The organism is Hydrogenophaga sp. (assembly GCF_019635465.1).
Classification (GTDB): domain Bacteria; phylum Pseudomonadota; class Gammaproteobacteria; order Burkholderiales; family Burkholderiaceae_C; genus Hydrogenophaga.
This window is the reverse complement of the sequence record NZ_JAHBZK010000001.1, coordinates 46,762-62,659: the sequence shown is the minus strand read 5'-3', so window position 1 is coordinate 62,659 and position 15,898 is coordinate 46,762. Positions and strand designations below refer to the sequence as shown.

General features: G+C 67.8%; 16 protein-coding genes and 1 pseudogene. 14 read left to right on the top strand and 3 right to left on the bottom strand.

Translation table 11 applies throughout. The features are described 5' to 3' along the window. Nucleotides 1-67: 67 nt before the first annotated feature. The 14 genes and pseudogenes from KF871_RS00380 (at nt 68) to KF871_RS00315 (ending at nt 11,935) form a co-directional block, all read left to right on the top strand. Nucleotides 68-1,348 (top strand): glutamate-5-semialdehyde dehydrogenase, encoded by a 1,281-nt coding sequence (locus KF871_RS00380; RefSeq protein ID WP_291136627.1) that lies wholly within the window; start codon nt 68-70, stop codon nt 1,346-1,348. Nucleotides 1,349-1,355: 7 nt separating this feature from the next. Next, nucleotides 1,356-1,946, top strand: a complete 591-nt coding sequence (locus KF871_RS00375) for a DUF6151 family protein (RefSeq protein ID WP_291136624.1) — start codon at nt 1,356-1,358, stop codon at nt 1,944-1,946. A 19-nt stretch (nt 1,947-1,965) separates the two neighbouring features. Continuing rightward, nucleotides 1,966-2,355 carry a DUF488 domain-containing protein gene (locus tag KF871_RS00370; RefSeq protein ID WP_291136621.1) on the top strand — a complete coding sequence of 130 codons (390 nt, stop codon included), beginning with the start codon at nt 1,966-1,968 and terminating at the stop codon, nt 2,353-2,355. Between the two features lie 8 nt (nt 2,356-2,363). Beyond that, complete coding sequence (locus KF871_RS00365; RefSeq protein WP_291136617.1) at nt 2,364-2,939, top strand: uracil-DNA glycosylase family protein; 576 nt, start codon at nt 2,364-2,366, stop codon at nt 2,937-2,939. A gap of 39 nt (nt 2,940-2,978) precedes the next feature. Continuing rightward, nucleotides 2,979-3,467, top strand: coding sequence for an anthrone oxygenase family protein (locus tag KF871_RS00360; RefSeq protein WP_291136614.1), 489 nt, complete (start codon nt 2,979-2,981; stop codon nt 3,465-3,467). Nucleotides 3,468-3,504: 37 nt separating this feature from the next. Further along, nucleotides 3,505-3,864 (top strand): DUF1304 domain-containing protein, encoded by a 360-nt coding sequence (locus tag KF871_RS00355; protein ID WP_291137376.1) that lies wholly within the window; start codon nt 3,505-3,507, stop codon nt 3,862-3,864. 1 nt (nt 3,865) lies between these two features. Further along, on the top strand, nt 3,866-4,252 hold the full coding sequence (locus KF871_RS00350) for a RidA family protein (protein WP_291136611.1): 387 nt from the start codon (nt 3,866-3,868) through the stop codon (nt 4,250-4,252). Nucleotides 4,253-4,266: 14 nt separating this feature from the next. Next, nucleotides 4,267-4,689 carry a VOC family protein gene (locus KF871_RS00345; RefSeq protein WP_291136608.1) on the top strand — a complete coding sequence of 141 codons (423 nt, stop codon included), beginning with the start codon at nt 4,267-4,269 and terminating at the stop codon, nt 4,687-4,689. After that, on the top strand, nt 4,686-5,861 hold the full coding sequence (locus tag KF871_RS00340) for an acyltransferase (protein WP_291136605.1): 1,176 nt from the start codon (nt 4,686-4,688) through the stop codon (nt 5,859-5,861). The genes KF871_RS00345 and KF871_RS00340 overlap by 4 nt, the downstream gene beginning before the upstream one ends. 81 nt (nt 5,862-5,942) lie before the next feature. Then, the gene (gshA, locus tag KF871_RS00335; RefSeq protein WP_291136602.1) at nt 5,943-7,235 is read left to right on the top strand and encodes a glutamate--cysteine ligase; all 1,293 of its coding nucleotides are present in this window, start codon (nt 5,943-5,945) and stop codon (nt 7,233-7,235) included. Nucleotides 7,236-7,404: 169 nt separating this feature from the next. Next, nucleotides 7,405-9,276: a potassium transporter Kup gene (locus tag KF871_RS00330; protein ID WP_291136599.1), complete on the top strand. Its 1,872-nt coding sequence runs from the start codon at nt 7,405-7,407 to the stop codon at nt 9,274-9,276. 82 nt (nt 9,277-9,358) lie between these two features. After that, a pseudogene (locus KF871_RS00325) lies at nt 9,359-10,561 on the top strand (benzoate/H(+) symporter BenE family transporter); the annotation flags it as partial. Beyond that, nucleotides 10,558-11,508 carry a glutathione synthase gene (gshB, locus tag KF871_RS00320; RefSeq protein WP_291136596.1) on the top strand — a complete coding sequence of 317 codons (951 nt, stop codon included), beginning with the start codon at nt 10,558-10,560 and terminating at the stop codon, nt 11,506-11,508. The pseudogene KF871_RS00325 and the gene gshB, both read left to right, overlap by 4 nt. 19 nt (nt 11,509-11,527) lie before the next feature. Continuing rightward, nucleotides 11,528-11,935: a carboxymuconolactone decarboxylase family protein gene (locus KF871_RS00315; protein ID WP_291136593.1), complete on the top strand. Its 408-nt coding sequence runs from the start codon at nt 11,528-11,530 to the stop codon at nt 11,933-11,935. Nucleotides 11,936-11,962: 27 nt separating this feature from the next. Here the strand turns inward: KF871_RS00315 and KF871_RS00310 are convergent, their stop codons facing one another. The 3 genes from KF871_RS00310 to KF871_RS00300 form a co-directional block, all read right to left on the bottom strand. Next, a complete protein-coding gene (locus KF871_RS00310) occupies nt 11,963-13,792 on the bottom strand; it encodes a TonB C-terminal domain-containing protein (protein WP_291136590.1) in 1,830 nt (609 codons plus the stop codon). 254 nt (nt 13,793-14,046) lie between these two features. Continuing rightward, nucleotides 14,047-14,262 (bottom strand): hypothetical protein, encoded by a 216-nt coding sequence (locus KF871_RS00305; RefSeq protein ID WP_291136587.1) that lies wholly within the window; start codon nt 14,260-14,262, stop codon nt 14,047-14,049. Beyond that, a complete protein-coding gene (locus KF871_RS00300; protein ID WP_291136584.1) occupies nt 14,234-15,850 on the bottom strand; it encodes an anti-phage dCTP deaminase in 1,617 nt (538 codons plus the stop codon). Before KF871_RS00300 ends, KF871_RS00305 begins: the two co-directional genes overlap by 29 nt. Nucleotides 15,851-15,898: the final 48 nt, after the last annotated feature.

Sequence of the window (15,898 nt, the reverse complement as noted above, 5' to 3'; positions counted from 1 at the left end):
CCTGGCGACCCAGGGTACCGGGCCGCGCCAGCGCGCAAAACCACCCCCGGTGAGACAATCCCGCCCCATGAACGCGACCAACACCACCGAACTCATGCACACCCTGGGGCAGCAGGCCCTGGCGGCGTCGCGGCTGATGGCCAAGGCCTCGGCGGCGACCAAGCAACAGGCGCTGCGCCGCCTGGCAGCGCTGTTGCGCGAGCAGGTGCAGCCGTTGCAGGTGGAGAACGCCAAAGACCTTGAGCGTGCGCGCACCAACGGCCTGGCCGAGCCCATGGTGGATCGCCTCAAGCTCACGCCCAAAGTGATCGAGACCTGCGCCCAGGGCTGCGAGCAGCTGGCCGCCATGGCCGACATCATTGGCGAGATCTCGGGCATGAAGCAGATGCCCAGCGGCATCCGCGTGGGGCAGATGCGTGTGCCCATCGGCGTGTTCGGCATGATCTACGAGAGCCGACCCAACGTGACCATCGAGGCCGCGTCGCTGGCCATCAAGAGCGGCAACGCCGCCATCCTGCGCGGCGGCTCCGAGGCCATCGAATCCAACCGCGCGCTGGCGGCGCTGGTGCAGCGCGCCCTCACCGACGCCGGCCTGCCCGCCGACGCGGTGCAGCTGGTGCCCACCACCGACCGCGCCGCCGTGGGCCAGCTCATCGCCATGCCCCAGTACGTGGACGTCATCATTCCGCGTGGCGGCAAGGGCCTGATCGAACGCATCAGCGCCGAGGCCAAGGTGCCCGTCATCAAGCACCTGGACGGCAACTGCCACACCTATGTGGACGACCCCTGCGACATCGCGCTGGCGGTCAAGGTGACCGACAACGCCAAGACCCAGAAGTACAGCCCCTGCAACGCCACCGAGAGCCTGCTGGTGGCGCGCGGTGTGGCGGCCGACTTCCTGCCGAAAATCGGTGCCGTGTTCGCGGCCAAGGGCGTCGAGATGCGCGTGTGCGGCGAGAGCAAGGCGCTGCTGAGCAGTGTGGCCGGTGCGAAGCTGGTCGATGCCAGCGAACAGGACTGGTACGAGGAATACCTCGCGCCCATCGTCAGCGTGCGGCTGGTGAACGGGGTGGACGAAGCCATCGCCCACATCAACCGCTACAGCAGCCACCACACCGACGCCATCCTCACCACCAACCACGTGCACGCCCAGCGCTTTCTGCGCGAGGTCGACTCGGCCAGCGTGATGGTCAACACCAGCACGCGTTTCGCCGATGGCTTCGAGTACGGGCTGGGCGCTGAAATCGGCATCAGCACCGACAAGTTCCACGCCCGCGGCCCGGTGGGCGTCGAAGGCCTGACCTCGCTCAAGTACGTGGTGCTGGGCGAGGGCGAGGTGCGCGGCTGACACCGCCATGAACCACCCGCTGCGCTGCGCGTGTGGGGCGGTGCAAGGCCGGGTGGAGGCCACGCGCAGCGCGGGCCGCGCCGTGTGCTACTGCCGCGACTGCCAGGCCTTCGCCCGCTTTCTGGGTGATCCGGCCGACACACTGGACGCGCTGGGCGGCACCGAAGTGGTGGCCACGCGCCCGCGATATGTGGTGTTCACCGCTGGCCTTGATCAGCTGCGCTGCATGTCCTTGAGCGAGCGCGGCCTGCTGCGCTGGTACACCGCCTGCTGCCACACACCCATCGGCAACACACCGCGCGACCCGCGCCTGCCCTATGTCGGTTTGTTGCGCCGCTGCCTGCCCGGTGATGACGCAGCGATGGCGGCCAGCTTCGGCGCCGACGTGGTGGCGGTCAACACCCAGGGCGCCCGCGGGCCGGTACCGCGCTCGCCGCTCGCCCTGGCGCGCGCCATGTTCAAGATCCTGCGCAACGTGGTGCCCGAGCGGCTGAGTGGGCGCTACCGCGAGAGCCCGTTCTTTCGGCCGGGCACGCTGGCGCCGCTGGTGGCACCGCAGGTGATCGGCCGCGAGCAGCGGCGCGCGCTGTCGTCCTGATTCAACAAGGAGATTGGCCATGGTGGTTCGCGTGGTTCGTCTGGGCACCGACCGACTCGCCAACGAAGGCTTGCGCATCGGCACCGTTCGCCGCCCACCCCGCGGCGTGCCCAAAAGCGAATTCGCGCGCCAGAACTGGTACGACGTGTGGTTTCCCAATCTGGCGCCGAGCCTGGAGACCATGAAGCTGGGCCAGCAGGCCGCCACGCCCGCCGACTGGGCCGCGTTCGTGCGGCATTACCGCGCCGAGATGGCACGGCCCGAGGCCAGCCACAGCATCGGTCTGCTGGCGGCCTTGTCGCACCAGAGCGATTTTTCGGTGGGCTGCTATTGCGAAGACGAATCGCATTGCCACCGCTCGGTACTGCGCGAGCTGCTGGTGGCCGCGGGTGCCCGGCTGGCGCCGTGACGGCTGGCGTGCATCAACTGCTCACCGAGGTGCGGGCCTGCACCTTGTGCGCTGCGCACTTGCCACTGGGTCCGCGCCCGGTGCTGCAGTGGCACCCCTCGGCGCGACTGCTGATCGCAGCGCAGGCGCCGGGGCGGCGGGTTCATGACACTGGCGTGCCGTTCGACGACGCCAGTGGCGATCGCCTGCGGCGCTGGCTGGGGTTGTCCGACCCCACCTTCTACGACCCGGCGCAGGTGGCCATCCTGCCCATGGGCTTCTGTTACCCCGGCGCTGCGCGTTCGGGCGATGCCCCGCCCCGCCCCGAGTGCGCGCCGCGCTGGCGCCAGGCCTTGCTGGGCGGCCTGACCAAGCTGCGCCTGACGCTGGTCATCGGGCGCTACGCGCTGGCCTGGCACCTGCCGGGCGAGACCCGGCTGACGGACGCCGTGCGCCAACAGGCCATCGGCATCGACAGCACCCTGGTGTTGCCCCATCCCAGCCCCACCAACAACCGCTGGCTGGCACGCCATCCCTGGTTCGAGGCCGATCTGGTGCCCGTTCTGCAGCAACGGGTTCGCGCGGCACTCGCGCACGTCACCTGAGTAACTGGCCCATGCCGCTCCTCGCGGCATGATCGGCCCATGTTGTCGCTGCTCGATGCCGTTGTGGTGCTCACCCTGGTGGGCGCGGGCCTGGTCACGGGCCTGCTGTTTGCGTTCTCGTTGGTGGTGATGCGCGCCCTGCAGGAGCTGCCGCCGGCCGCCGGCATGGCGGTCATGCAGCGCATCAACGTGCTGATCATCCGCCCGCTCTTCATGCTGCCCTTTCTGGGCACTGCGCTGCTGTGCCTGGCCCTGGCGCTGCTGGCGGTCTGGCATGGGGTGGGCGCCGATTCGGCTTGGCTGCTGGCCGGCGCCATCGTCTACCTCGTCGGGCCCTGGGGCGTGACCATCGTCTTCAACGTGCCCTTGAACAACCAGCTGGCGCGCCGCTCGCCCGCCGAGGCCGCCGAGGCCTGGCCCGCCTATGTGCGCGACTGGCTGCGCTGGAACCACGTGCGCACCGCGCTCGGCGCGGCGGCTGTGGGGCTGCTTGGCGTCGGGCTGGCGCTGGGGCAGTCGGTGATGTGATGATCGGGCTCCTTGCCCGATGGAGACTCTCGTGACCCTGTCCTTTGCCAACCTCGTTGTGCTGCTGATCGCCTTGCTGCACGTCTACATCCTGGTGCTCGAGATGTTCCTGTGGGACACGCCCAAGGGCATGAAGGCCTTCAATCTCACACCCGAGCAGGCGGCGCAGACCAAGGTGCTTGCGGCCAATCAGGGCCTGTACAACGGCTTCCTGGCCGCGGGCCTGTTCTGGGGGCTGATCCAGGGCGACGCCGCCGGTGGCGCCTTCAAGGTGTTCTTCCTGCTGTGCGTGCTGGTGGCCGGCCTGTACGGCGCCGCCACCGCCAACCGGCGCATCCTGTTCATCCAGACGGTGCCGGCCTTGCTGGGCCTGGTGTTGCTGTACCTGGGGGTTTGAGATGGCGCGCACCTTGATCAGCTCGGGTTCGACCTTCGAGGCAGAGATGGGCTACTCGCGCGCCGTGGTGCAGGGCGACTGGGTGTTCGTCTCGGGCACCACCGGCTTCGATTACAGCGACATGAGCATCGCGCCCGACATCGAAACGCAGACCGACCAGTGCTTTCGCAACATTACCGCCGCGCTGGCGCAGGCCGGGGCCAGCCTGCGCGACGTGGTGCGGGTGACCTACGTGCTGCCCGACGGCGGCGAATTCCCCAAGACCTGGCCGGTGCTCAAGCGCTACTTTGGCGAGGTGCGTCCCGCCGCGATGATGATCTCTGCCGGCCTGGCCGACCCGCGCATGCGCATCGAGATCGAGGTGACGGCCCTCAAGGGCGCGCACTGACGGCGGAGCAGCGGGTGTTCACCTACGTCACGCTCGGCACCCACGATCTTGCTCGCGCGGCGCGCTTCTACGATGCGGTGATGGGCGCGCTGGGTCACCAGCGCTGCCACACGCCGGGCGAAGAAGACGAGGGCTGGATCGGCTGGGGCGCGTACCGAGATGAAGGCCGCGTCGAGGTGGCGCTGTGGTTGTGCCAGCCGTTCGATGGTCAGCCCGCTGGCGTCGCCAACGGCAGCATGGTGGCATTCAAGGCCGGCAGCTGGCAGCAGGTGCGCGACTTCCACGCCGCGGCCCTGACCCATGGCGGAAGCAGCGAGGGCGAGCCTGGGCTGCGCCTGCAATACAACCCCGACTTTTACGCCGCCTATGTGCGCGACCCGGACGGGCACAAGCTGGCGGCCGTGTGCCGGGGTCAGACGACGGAGGCGCTCGGATGAACGACGCCCATCGCGCAGACGCACGCGCGGGAGTCGCTGTGGCCCCGCGCACGGCCGCAATTGCGCCGGGTCTGTCGACCTGGCTCGACCTGGCGCGCGTGATCGCTGCTTTCATGGTGTACGTGGGGCACGCCGTGCTGCTGGAGGTGACGCCATCGGCGCTGTCGCTGACCTGGTGGCGGTCGGCCGACGACGCGGTGATTGCCTTCTTCGTGTTGTCCGGCTTCGTGATTGCTGCCACCACCCGTGATCGCCACGCCAGCGCGGGCGACTACGCCCTGGCGCGTCTGTCGCGCGTTTACTCGGTTGCGCTGCCCGCCCTGGTGGTGGCCCTCGCGCTGGACCTGCTGGGCCAGCAGCTGTCGGCGGCGCCCTACGCGGACTACCTCTGGAAATACGACGGGGCATGGCGCCAGTTCGTACGGCACTGGCTGTTCCTGGGCGAGGGCTGGCTCGGTGTGACCCAGCCTTTCACCGTGCTGCCCTACTGGTCGCTGGCCTACGAGGTCTGGTACTACCTGCTCTTTGGCGTGTGCATGTTTGCCCGTGGCGCCTGGCGCTGGCTGGGCGTGGCCGTGCTGCTGGTGGCCATGGGGCCCTGGATGCTCATGTTGCTGCCGCTGTGGTGGCTGGGGGTGCTGCTCAGCCGTCGGGTGACCACCTGGCGGATCGGCCCCGTTGCCGCAGCGGGGTGGGTGCTGGCGGGCGCGGGCGGCTACGCGCTGCTGCTGGTGACCGGATGGCGCAACGCGTTGGATGGACTCTCGCGCGCAGCCTATGCCTGGGTCAGTGAGGCCAGCGGGTGGCCGTTCGATGGCGGCTCCACGGTGCACGTGTTCCCGGACTACGCGGTGGCGCTGCTGTTCGCCATGGTGCTCACCGGCTGCGCCCACCTGCGCTGGACCTGGCCTGAGGGGCTGACGCGGGTCATCCGCTGGCTGGCGGACCACAGCTTCAGCTTCTACCTGATGCATTTCCCGGCGCTGGTCTTTGCGCAGGCCCTGGGTGTGCACCGGGCCGGCTGGCTGGGCAATGCGGGCGTGCTGGCCGGCACGCTGCTGCTGACGCTGGCGGTGGCGCAGGTTGGCGAACGCCGCCGAGGCGCGTATCGGCGTGCCTTCGCCCGGTTGGGCGCGGCGCTGTCAACCCGGGTTGCCCGCAGCGCCGATTGATCTGCCGGATGGGGGCTTGCAACCGCTGACATCCGCCCCAATTACACTGGCCGTCCTCCGCGACACCGCCACCGCTTCGCCATGGTCCCCCACCTCGTCACCGCCCTGACCGGCCCGATCAACGAGCTCGAGCAGCGCATCCTCGAATCCACGCCGGTGATCGAGCGCTGGTTCCGCCTGGAGTGGATGGAGCACACGCCGCCGTTCTACAGCTCGGTGGATGTGCGCAACGCCGGCTTCAAGCTGGCGCCGGTGGACACCAACCTCTACCCCGGCGGCTGGAACCACCTTACGCCCGAGATGATGCCGCTGGCGGTGCAGGCGGCCATGGCGGCGATCGAGAAGATCTGCCCCGAGGCCAAGAACCTGCTGCTGGTGCCCGAGAACGTGCGCGACACGTTCTACCTGAGCAACCTGGCCACGCTGCAGAAGATCTTCTACATGGCCGGTCTCAACGTGCGTCTGGGCTCGCTGTCCAACGAGGTGACCGAGCCCACCACCATCGACCTGCCCGATGGCAGCCACGTGGTGCTGGAGCCGCTGCAGCGCAGCCGCCGCCGGCTCGGTCTCAAGAACTTCGACCCCTGCACCATCCTGCTCAACAACGACCTCTCGGCCGGTGTGCCGGGCATTCTCGAAGACCTGCACGAGCAGTACCTGCTGCCGCCGCTGCACGCCGGCTGGCCCACGCGGCGCAAGAGCACGCACTTCAAGGCCTACGAGGAGGTGTCCAAACGCTTCGGCAAGCTGCTGGGCATGGACCCGTGGCTGATCAACCCCATGTTCAGCCAGTGCGGCCATGTCGACTTCAACGCCGACGAAGGCATGGAATGCCTGCGCAGCAACACCGACGCGCTGCTGACCAAAGTGCGGCGCAAGTACAAGGAATACGGCATCAACGAAAAGCCGTTCGTGGTCATCAAGGCCGACAACGGCACGGGCGGCATGGGCATCATGACCGTGCGCGACGTCAAGGACCTGGACAAACTCACACCCAAGGCCAAGGCCCACATGGCGACGGTGCAGGCAGGGCAGGCGGTGTCGGAGGTGATCATCCAGGAGGGCGTGCTCACCAACGAGCGCATCAACAGCGCCGTGGCCGAGCCGGTGGTCTACATGATGGACCGCTATGTGGTGGGCGGCTTCTACCGCGTGCACGCCGACCGCAGCGTCGACGAGAACCTCAACGCACCGGGCTCCAGCTTCGTGCCGCTGGCGTTCGAGCAGAGCGCGCAACTGCCCCAGCCCGGCGCCAAACCGGGGGCCAGCGTGCCCAACCGCTTCTACATGTACGGCGTCATCGGCCGACTGGCCATGCTCGCGGCCAGCTACGAGCTCGAAGCGACCGACCCCGAAGCCGAAAACCTCGATTGACGCGGGGTTGTGGTTGCTGCGGCGCAACAAAATTCACGATTCCCGAGGGCAATGCACGGCCTAGAGACCTTGCCCGGTGGTGCGTCGCGACGCCCCGGCGCAGAATCGCGCGTTCCTGAATACACGCCCTGCGCCGGGTCGATCTGAATCGGATGGCGGGGCATCGGTTTTGAACTCCCGAGCTCCCTCTTCGCTGGCCGCCCTCACGCTGGGCGCCATCGGTGTGGTCTACGGCGACATCGGCACCAGCGTGCTGTACGCCGTCAAAGAGATCTTTGGATCCGGCCACGTTCCCTTCACGCACGCCAACGTCTATGGCGTCCTGTCGATCATCTTCTGGACGCTGACGACCATCGTCTCGCTCAAGTACGTGGTGCTGGTGCTGCGCGCCGACAACGCGGGCGAGGGCGGGCTGATCGCCATGCTGGCGCTGGCGGCCAATGCGGTCAACGACAAGCCCCGGGTGCGGCGCGCGCTCATGGTGATCGGCATCTTCGGCACCTCGCTGTTCTATGGCGACGGCGTCATCACACCGGCCATTTCGGTGCTGTCGGCGGTCGAGGGTCTGACGGTGATCTCGCCCGCGCTGCACAGGTACGTGATCCCGCTGACGCTGGTGGTGCTGCTGGTGCTGTTCGCCGTGCAAAAGCGCGGCACCGGTGGCATCGGTCGCTTCTTCGGGCCCATCACGCTGGTGTGGTTTGTCTCGGTGGCGGTGCTGGGCGTCTCGCACATCGTGACCCACCCCGAAATCCTGGCGGCGCTCAGCCCGCACCATGCGCTGCGTTTCATGTGGCAGCAACCGGGCACCACTTTCATCATCCTGGGCGCGGTGGTGCTGTGCGTGACCGGCGCCGAGGCGCTGTACGCCGACATGGGCCATTTCGGCAAGAAGCCGATCCGCCTGGCCTGGTTCTCGGTCGTCATGCCCTGCCTCACGCTGAATTACTTCGGTCAAGGCGCCTTGCTGCTGGCCGACCCTACTGCGGTGAGCAACCCGTTCTTTCGCATGGCGCCCACCTGGGCGTTGGTGCCGCTGGTGGCGCTGGCCACCATGGCCACGGTGATCGCGTCGCAGGCGCTGATCTCGGGCGCGTTCAGCGTCACCAAGCAGGCCATCCAGCTGGGCTACCTGCCGCGCCTGAACCTGCGCCACACCAGCGTGCGTGACACCGGCCAGATCTACATCCCGTTCGTGAACTGGGCCCTGTTCACCGCCATCGTGCTGGCGGTGGTGATGTTCAAGTCGTCGAGCAACCTGGCCTCGGCGTACGGCATCGCCGTCACGCTGGACATGCTCATCACCACCACGCTGACCTTCTTCGTCATCCGCTTTGGCTGGAAGTACCCGCTGTGGCTGTGCATCGGCGCCACCGGCCTGTTCTTCGTGGTCGACCTGGCCTTCTTCAGCTCGAACATGCTCAAGCTGTTCGAGGGCGGCTGGTTCCCGCTGGCCATTGGCGGTGCCGTGTTCATGCTCATGATCACCTGGAAGCGGGGTCGCGGCCTGATGTCCGAGGCGCAGCACGCCGACGCGCTGGAGCTGCGGGGTTTTCTGGACGCCGTGTTCGTCGAGCCGCCCGTGCGGGTGGCCGGTGTGGCGGTGTTCCTGACCGCCGAGGCCGACGTGGTGCCCAACGCCTTGCTGCACAACCTCAAGCACAACAAGGTGCTGCACGAGCAGAACCTGTTCGTCACTGTGCGCTCGCACGAGGTGCCCTGGATCGGCCTCAACGACCGGCTGCAGGTCGAGTCGCTGGGCCACGACTGCTGGGCCGTGACCATTCACTACGGCTTCAAGAACGATCCCGATGTGCCCGCTGCGCTGGAACCCCTGCGCCTGCGCGGCTGCGAGATCGAGCCGATGACCACCAGCTACTTCCTGTCGCGCGATGTGGTCACGCCCACGCTGGGCAGTGGCATGGCGCCGTGGCGCGAAAAGCTGTTTGCCGCGATGCACCACAACGCCGCCGGCGCAGCGGCCTTCCTGAACCTGCCGGCCAACTCGGTGATCGAGCTGGGGTCAAAGGTCGAGATCTAGGGCCCGTTCGCACTTGGAAAAATAGTGTGAACAGGCCCTAGCGCCACCTGACCCCGCCACTGCGCGGGTTGCCCGGGTCCAGCAGAATCGCGCGATGCGATTCTTCCGTGATCTGAGTGTGTCGGCCGCCACCGCCGGCTTCGTGGCGGTGCTGGTGGGCTTCACCAGTTCGGTGGCCATCGTGTTCCAGGCCGCGCAGGCCTTTGGCGCCACGCCGGCGCAGATCACATCGTGGATGTGGGCGCTCGGCCTGGGCATGGGCCTGTGTTCGGCCATTCCGTCGCTGGTGCTGCGCCAACCGGTGATGGTGGCCTGGAGCACGCCGGGCGCGGCGGTGCTGGCGAGTGCCGGGGTGGCGGGGGGCTTCTCCATGCCCGAGGCCATCGGCGCCTTTCTGGTGTGCGGCGCGCTCATCACGCTGGCGGGCGCCACCGGCTGGTTCGAGCGCGTGATGAACCGCATCCCCATGCCGATTGCCGCAGCCTTGCTGGCCGGCGTGCTGGCGCGCTTCGGTCTGCAGGCCTTCGGTGCTGCGCAGACCGCGTTGGTGCTGGTGGTGCTGATGCTGCTGGTGTATTTGCTGGCGCGCCGCGTGGCGCCGCGCTACGCGGTGGTGCTCACCCTGCTGGCGGGGGTGGCACAGGTGGTGATCGATGGCCGCTTCAACGCCGGCGCACTGCGGCTCGAATGGGCGGTGCCGGTGTTCACCGCGCCCAGCTTCACGCTGGCGGCCTTCACCAGCCTGGCGTTGCCGCTGTTCATCGTCACCATGGCCTCGCAGAACCTGCCGGGCGTGGCGGCCATTCGCGCGGCGGGCTACGACATGCCGATCTCGCGCATCCTCACCGTCACCGGCATCGCCACCCTGGTGCTGGCGCCCTTCGGTGCGTTTGCGCTCAACCTGTCGGCCATCACCGCGGCGATCTGCATGGGGCCCGAGGCGCACCCCGATCGCCACAAGCGCTACACCGCTGCGGTGGTGTGCGGCGCGCTGTACGTGGCCATTGGCCTGGTGGGTGCATTGGTCACCGGTTTGCTGATCGCGTTTCCCCGCGAACTTGTCATGGCCATTGCCGGCATCGCGCTGCTGGGCAGCATCGGCAGCGGTTTGAACGCCGCGCTGCAGGAAGACCGTCACCGCGAGGCCGCGCTCATCACCTTTCTGGTCACGCTCAGCGGTGTGGTGATTGCCGGCATCGGCTCGGCCTTTTGGGGGGTGGTGGCCGGCGCTGTCGCGCTCTTTGTGCAACAGTACCGCCTCGCGAAGAAAGACCTCCGTTCATGAGCAAAAAAATCCTGGTCGTTGCCGACCCCCTCGAAGCCTTCAAGACCTACAAGGACACAACCTTCGCCATGATGCGCGAGCTGCAGCGGCGTGGCCACACGTTGGCGGCCTGTGAGCCGCGCCAGATGCAGTGGGTGAGCGGTGGCCGGGTCACGGCACAGCTGCGACACATCCGCCTCACCGGCGCGCTCGACCATTGGTTCGACGTCACCGCCGAAGGCCGTGAAGCATTGGCCGGCTTTGACGCCGTGCTCATGCGCAAGGACCCGCCCTTTGACAGCGAGTTCTTCTACGCCACGCATTTGCTGGAGCAGGCCGAGCGCGAAGGCGCGCGCGTTTTCAACAAGCCTGCGGCCTTGCGCGACCACCCCGAGAAGCTGGCGCTGATGGAATTTCCGCAGTACGCGCCGCCCACGCTGGTCACGCGTTCGGCGGACGACGTGCGCGCCTTTCACGCCGAACACCGCGACGTGATCCTCAAGCCGTTGGACGGCATGGGCGGCATGGGCATCTTCCGCGTGCGCGACGACGGCCTGAACCTGGGCGCGATCGTCGAGACCCTCAACCAGGGCGGCGCCACCAGCGTGATGGTGCAGCGCTACCTGCCCGAGATCGTTCAAGGCGACAAACGCCTGCTGCTCATCGGTGGCCAGGTGGCGCCCTTTGTGCTGGCGCGCATTCCGCAAGGCACCGAGGTGCGCGGCAACCTGGCCGCGGGCGGCAAAGGCGTGGCGCAGCCCCTGCGGGACGAAGACCGCGCCGTGGCCGAAGCCATGGCGCCCGTACTGGCCGCGCGTGGCCTGTTGCTGGTGGGGCTGGACATGATCGGCAACCGCGTGACCGAGATCAACGTCACCAGCCCGACCTGCTTCCAGGAGATCCAGCAGCAGACCGGCTTCGACGTGCCGGCGATGTTCGTGGACGCGCTCGAAGCAGCGATGGCCTGACACCCAGGAGGTCACTTCCATGAGCACCGTCGCCCCCATCAAAGATTCGCAATCCGATCCCCGCGTGAAGGCGGTGTTCGACGATATCCGCGCCACCCGCAAAACCGACTTCGTCAACAACCTCTGGCAGGCCCTGGCCTTTGACCCGACCTTGCTGGAGACCACCTGGGCCGAGGTCAAGCGACTGATGGCCACGCCATCGACGCTGGACCCACTGACCAAAGAATTGATTTACATCGCCGTGTCGGTGGCCAATGGGTGCGGCTATTGCGTGCACTCCCACACCGCGGCCGCGCGCGCCAAGGGCATGAGTGGTGCGCAGCACGCCGAGTTGATGGCCATCATCGGTCTCGCGGCCAAAACCAACCACCTGGCGACGGCATTGCAGGTGGAGCTCGACCCGGTGTTCGACGCCGGGCGTCAGTAAAAGCGCTCAGCCGGGAATGGCGCTCAGTCAGTAGAGACGCACGGCGACATCGAAGTGCCAGCTGCGGCGGATTTCGATCACGTCGTACTGATTGGCCAGGCCCGCCGGAAAGCGCTCGTAGGCGGCCTGGCTGTATACGATGCGCTGAATCGCCTGGTCCAGTGCGGGCAGGCCGCTGGAGCGCTCGAACGTCACGGACTCCACCGTGCCGTCGCTGCGCACGGCAACGCGCACCACCGGGTCGCTGTGCGGCTGCTGGATGAGCGGGCGCACCAAGTCGATGGTCATGTTGCGCTGGATCTTCCAGGCCCAGGCCTCGGCGTAGCGCACGAGGTCGGGGTTGGCGTGGGCGCGGCCGAACAGGCGCACGCGCCTGAGCGGGCTGGCCTGGGGATTGCGCTGCGCGGCGGCTTCTTCGGCCTCGCGTTGGGCGGCTTCTTCCATCAACTGGCGCCCAATGGCGCGCAAGCGCTCCTCGCGCAGGGCCTCGTAGGCGGCATCCGCGGCAGCGGTGTCCTGGCCATTGGCTGAGCTGGGCGTGTTGCCTGGCGTGCCCGCAGGCGCTGTGGGAGCGCCGGTGGCGGTGGTTGTCGACGCGCTCTGGGTGGCGGAGCCGGCAGCGCTGGTTGAGTTGGTGGCCGCACGAGCGGCCGCTGCACTGGCAGCAGCCGCGTCAGCCGCGCGCTGGCTTGCGGCTTGATGCGCGGCGGCCTGTCGTGCTGCCTCCTGTCGCTGAGCCTCCTGTTGTGCAAGCGCTTGTCGCTCGGCTTCGGCACGCGCTACTTCGGCGTGTGCGGCGGCTTGTCGCGCCGCCTCCTGGCGTTGCGCTTCCTGCTGCGCGAGGGCTTGTCGCTCGGCTTCGGCACGCGCTGCTTCGGCTTGCGCGGCGGCCTGTCGTGCTGCCTCCTGGCGTTGGGCTTCCTGCTGCGCGAGGGCTTGTCGCTCGGCCTCGGCACGCGCAGCGTCTGCTTGTGCGGCGGCCTGTCGTGCTGCCTCCTGTCGCTGAGCCTCCTGTTGTGCAAGCGCTTGTCGCTCGGCTTCGGCACGCGTTGTTTCGGCTTGTGCGGTGGCTTGTCGCGCCGCTTCCTGGCGTTGCGCCTCCTGCTGCACGAGTGCTTGTTGCTCAGCCTCGGTGCGGGCGGCCTCTGCTTGAGCAGCGGCCTGGCGTTGCGCCTCCTGCTGTGCGAGCGCTACGCGTTCGGTCTCGGCGCGCGCAGCTTCGGCTTGTCGTGCAGTAGCCAGCTGCTCGGCCAGTGCCCGCTCCGCCGCTGCCTGCTGCCTGGCGAGTTGCTCGGCGGCCCGTTGAGCTGCCTTTTGAGCTGCTTGTTGCGCCGCGCGCTGACGCGCGGCCTGCGCCTTGGCGGCAGCCGCCTGGCGAATGGCCTCTTGGCGCCGTGCCTCCTGGCGTGCGGCCTCGCGTCGGGCGGCGGCCTGGCGCCTGGCCTCGGCCTCCAGGGCGGCGATGCGCGCGGCCTCGCGTTTCGCGGCGGCTTCGCGTCGCGCCTGCAACTCGGCGTAGTCCAGTACCGACAGGGCGCCTGGCCGTCCTGCTGGCGAGGCGCTGCGTTGCGTCGACGTCGTGGGGTTTGCGGGCGTGGTGGTGAGCGCGCGATCGCCCGCGGTGGCGGTGTCCGCGGAAGCGCTTGGCGAGGCCGCATCGGGAACCTCTGCGCGACGCTCGTTCCAGGGCAGCCCCAATCCGGGAAGGCCCAGGCCCTGACCACCGAAACTCAGGCTGAGCAGCAGCGCGTGCGCCAGCAGCGACAGCACGGTGGCCGTGCTGAGCCGTTTGGGCTCCGATCGCCACCACAGACCGCGGTGCCAGCGGCGCGCCAACGAGGGCGGCAAGGCCAGCATGGGCTGGCGCTCAGTCAGCGGCCTGGTGTTTGTGCCGGTCTCCTGAGAGGTCAAGCGCCCTCCACCTGGGTGTGACCGACACCCAAGGGCGTCGGGCGCGTCAACGCACGCGCCCGAGAAGCGGAACGGTCAGCGGCTGGAGGAAGGGAGGCATGCGCCTGCATGTGGCGCATTGTCCGACGGCTTGGATGCGCCGGGAGAGGTTGTTCGGTCAGGTCGTGACGATCTCGACACAGTCACGACGTCACCCGGGGTCACTTGCCGCGGCTGAGCGTGGTGGCGCCGCGTCGGGAGGATTCGGTCAGATGGCGAACCGATTCGGCGATGTCGGCGTAGGCGCGTGCCATCCGGCGACGTTGCCGGGCCTCTCGCTCGACACCCAGATCGACGACACGGGCCGTGTGGCGAGGCTGTGGCTCGACGCCGTCGTGGGCGGAAAAATCAAGCGGGAGTTGGACCTGAATCTTCATGGTTTGCGTCTCCGGGTGATGGGTCTTCCACCAGGCTCTTGCGCCGCAGGGATTCTACGACCAAGGCCTCCAGGGCCGGCAAGGCTTCCAGGCTCTTCTCGGCCTTGGGTGTTCCCTGATCCGGTGCGAGGCGGATAACTTTGCCGTTGCGCTTGCGCGAGTCGGGTTTCATCTTGAACAGACTCAGGAAACGGGTGGGCGCCACGCCGTCGTAGGGCAGCAAACGGACTTTGTCGCTGGCCTCCTCACTTTCGGTCATGGCATCGCCGTGCAGCCGGATGGCCAGACTCTTCTTGTAGGGTTCGATGTAGTAAACCTCCGTGATGCCGGCGGCAATGATGTGGCGCGCGCACGAATGGCAGGGGTAGGTGGTGACGAACAACTTGCCGCCACGAACGCGGTCTCCCTTCTGGCGCAGTGCGGTGAGGATGGCGTGCATCTCTGCATGGATCGAGCGTGAGAACTCGATCAAACCCCGAAGTTTTCGGTTGCCCTTCACGCGGTCGAGTGCCGCCTGGCGGTGCCCCGCCGTGACCAGATCACCCAGCGCGTCCACCACATGCCCGGCGAGGAGGTCCTTCTCCTCGTCGTTGTAGCACTTGCCACCGAAGTTCCAGCACCGCAGATCTTCGCCCGCACTGCCCGTGCCGCCCGCTCGAGCCACCTCGCTGACATAGAGATCGCCAAACGCGCGCGGCACATCGTTCCATCCAATGGCAAGGACTTCGCCTTCCTGGTCAGTGACGGCAGCGCCCACCTGGCGCGACAGGCAGGCCGAGTTGCTGGCCGCCGACGCGGCGGCATACATGGCGGTCTCGGCCCGCGTCGGTGTGATGACTTGCGTGCCCAGTACCAGATGCAGGAAGCGCTCGACGCGTGCGCGCAACTGGGTCTCGGTGTTGGTGTCCATGCGCAAGAAGAAATCGCACTGCGGGAAAGTCTCCTGCACGGTCTGACCGTCGTCGCGCTCTTCGCCCGAGTCGCGGTCCATCAGCATGGCAATGGCCGCGTTGTCCAGGCCCTGGGTGCGCAAGGACTGCTCGCGTGCGCTGACCGGGGCGAACACACCGACGACGTACAGCGCCTCGCGGTACACGGTGCGCAGCAGTTCAAGCTCCTGTTGGTTTTTGATTGAGTCAATGATGTGGCAGGCGCGGCGGGGCAGGTACTGGCGTGTTTGCTGGTCCCGCGCGTTCAGCTCCCGATCGACCCGGATTTCGTGCACCGCCAGCTCGGCCAACACGCTGGCGCCGTAGACGCTGCGCATCTCGTCACCAATATCGATCAGGGCGTGGCGGCGTTCGGCTGGCGTGTCCGGGATGGAGCGACTGGCGCGCTTGGCGTGTTCCTCGATGAACTGGCTCAGCCGAACCACCCGGCAAGCCTCGTAGGAAAACGTGCTGCGCAGCATGTCCCGCAACTTGTCGGCCACCTCGTGCAAGGGTGAGCCGATGGGGCCGCACAGGGCAATCACCAGTTCGTCGGTGTGGGTGGACCCGAGGACATCCCGGGTGGATGCGCCCGCAAACAGATCGCTTGCGGGTGGTGCCTTGTGTTCTTTGCTGACGGCTTTCAGCGCGGTGGCCATGGTGTCTCCCCTGATGTGCCTTCAGGGGTCGACGGTGCCCCCGAATGG

Bases quoted from the DNA above. Each gene is read 5' to 3' on its own strand.
- KF871_RS00380 (WP_291136627.1), top strand. From the start codon at position 68: ATGAACGCGACCAACACCACCGAACTCATGCACACCCTGGGGCAGCAG.
- KF871_RS00375 (WP_291136624.1), top strand. From the start codon at position 1,356: ATGAACCACCCGCTGCGCTGCGCGTGTGGGGCGGTGCAAGGCCGGGTG.
- KF871_RS00370 (WP_291136621.1), top strand. From the start codon at position 1,966: ATGGTGGTTCGCGTGGTTCGTCTGGGCACCGACCGACTCGCCAACGAA.
- KF871_RS00360 (WP_291136614.1), top strand. From the start codon at position 2,979: ATGTTGTCGCTGCTCGATGCCGTTGTGGTGCTCACCCTGGTGGGCGCG.
- KF871_RS00350 (WP_291136611.1), top strand. From the start codon at position 3,866: ATGGCGCGCACCTTGATCAGCTCGGGTTCGACCTTCGAGGCAGAGATG.
- KF871_RS00340 (WP_291136605.1), top strand. From the start codon at position 4,686: ATGAACGACGCCCATCGCGCAGACGCACGCGCGGGAGTCGCTGTGGCC.
- gshA (WP_291136602.1), top strand. From the start codon at position 5,943: ATGGTCCCCCACCTCGTCACCGCCCTGACCGGCCCGATCAACGAGCTC.
- gshB (WP_291136596.1), top strand. From the start codon at position 10,558: ATGAGCAAAAAAATCCTGGTCGTTGCCGACCCCCTCGAAGCCTTCAAG.
- KF871_RS00315 (WP_291136593.1), top strand. From the start codon at position 11,528: ATGAGCACCGTCGCCCCCATCAAAGATTCGCAATCCGATCCCCGCGTG.
- KF871_RS00310 (WP_291136590.1), bottom strand. From the start codon at position 13,792: ATGCTGGCCTTGCCGCCCTCGTTGGCGCGCCGCTGGCACCGCGGTCTG.
- KF871_RS00305 (WP_291136587.1), bottom strand. From the start codon at position 14,262: ATGAAGATTCAGGTCCAACTCCCGCTTGATTTTTCCGCCCACGACGGC.
- KF871_RS00300 (WP_291136584.1), bottom strand. From the start codon at position 15,850: ATGGCCACCGCGCTGAAAGCCGTCAGCAAAGAACACAAGGCACCACCC.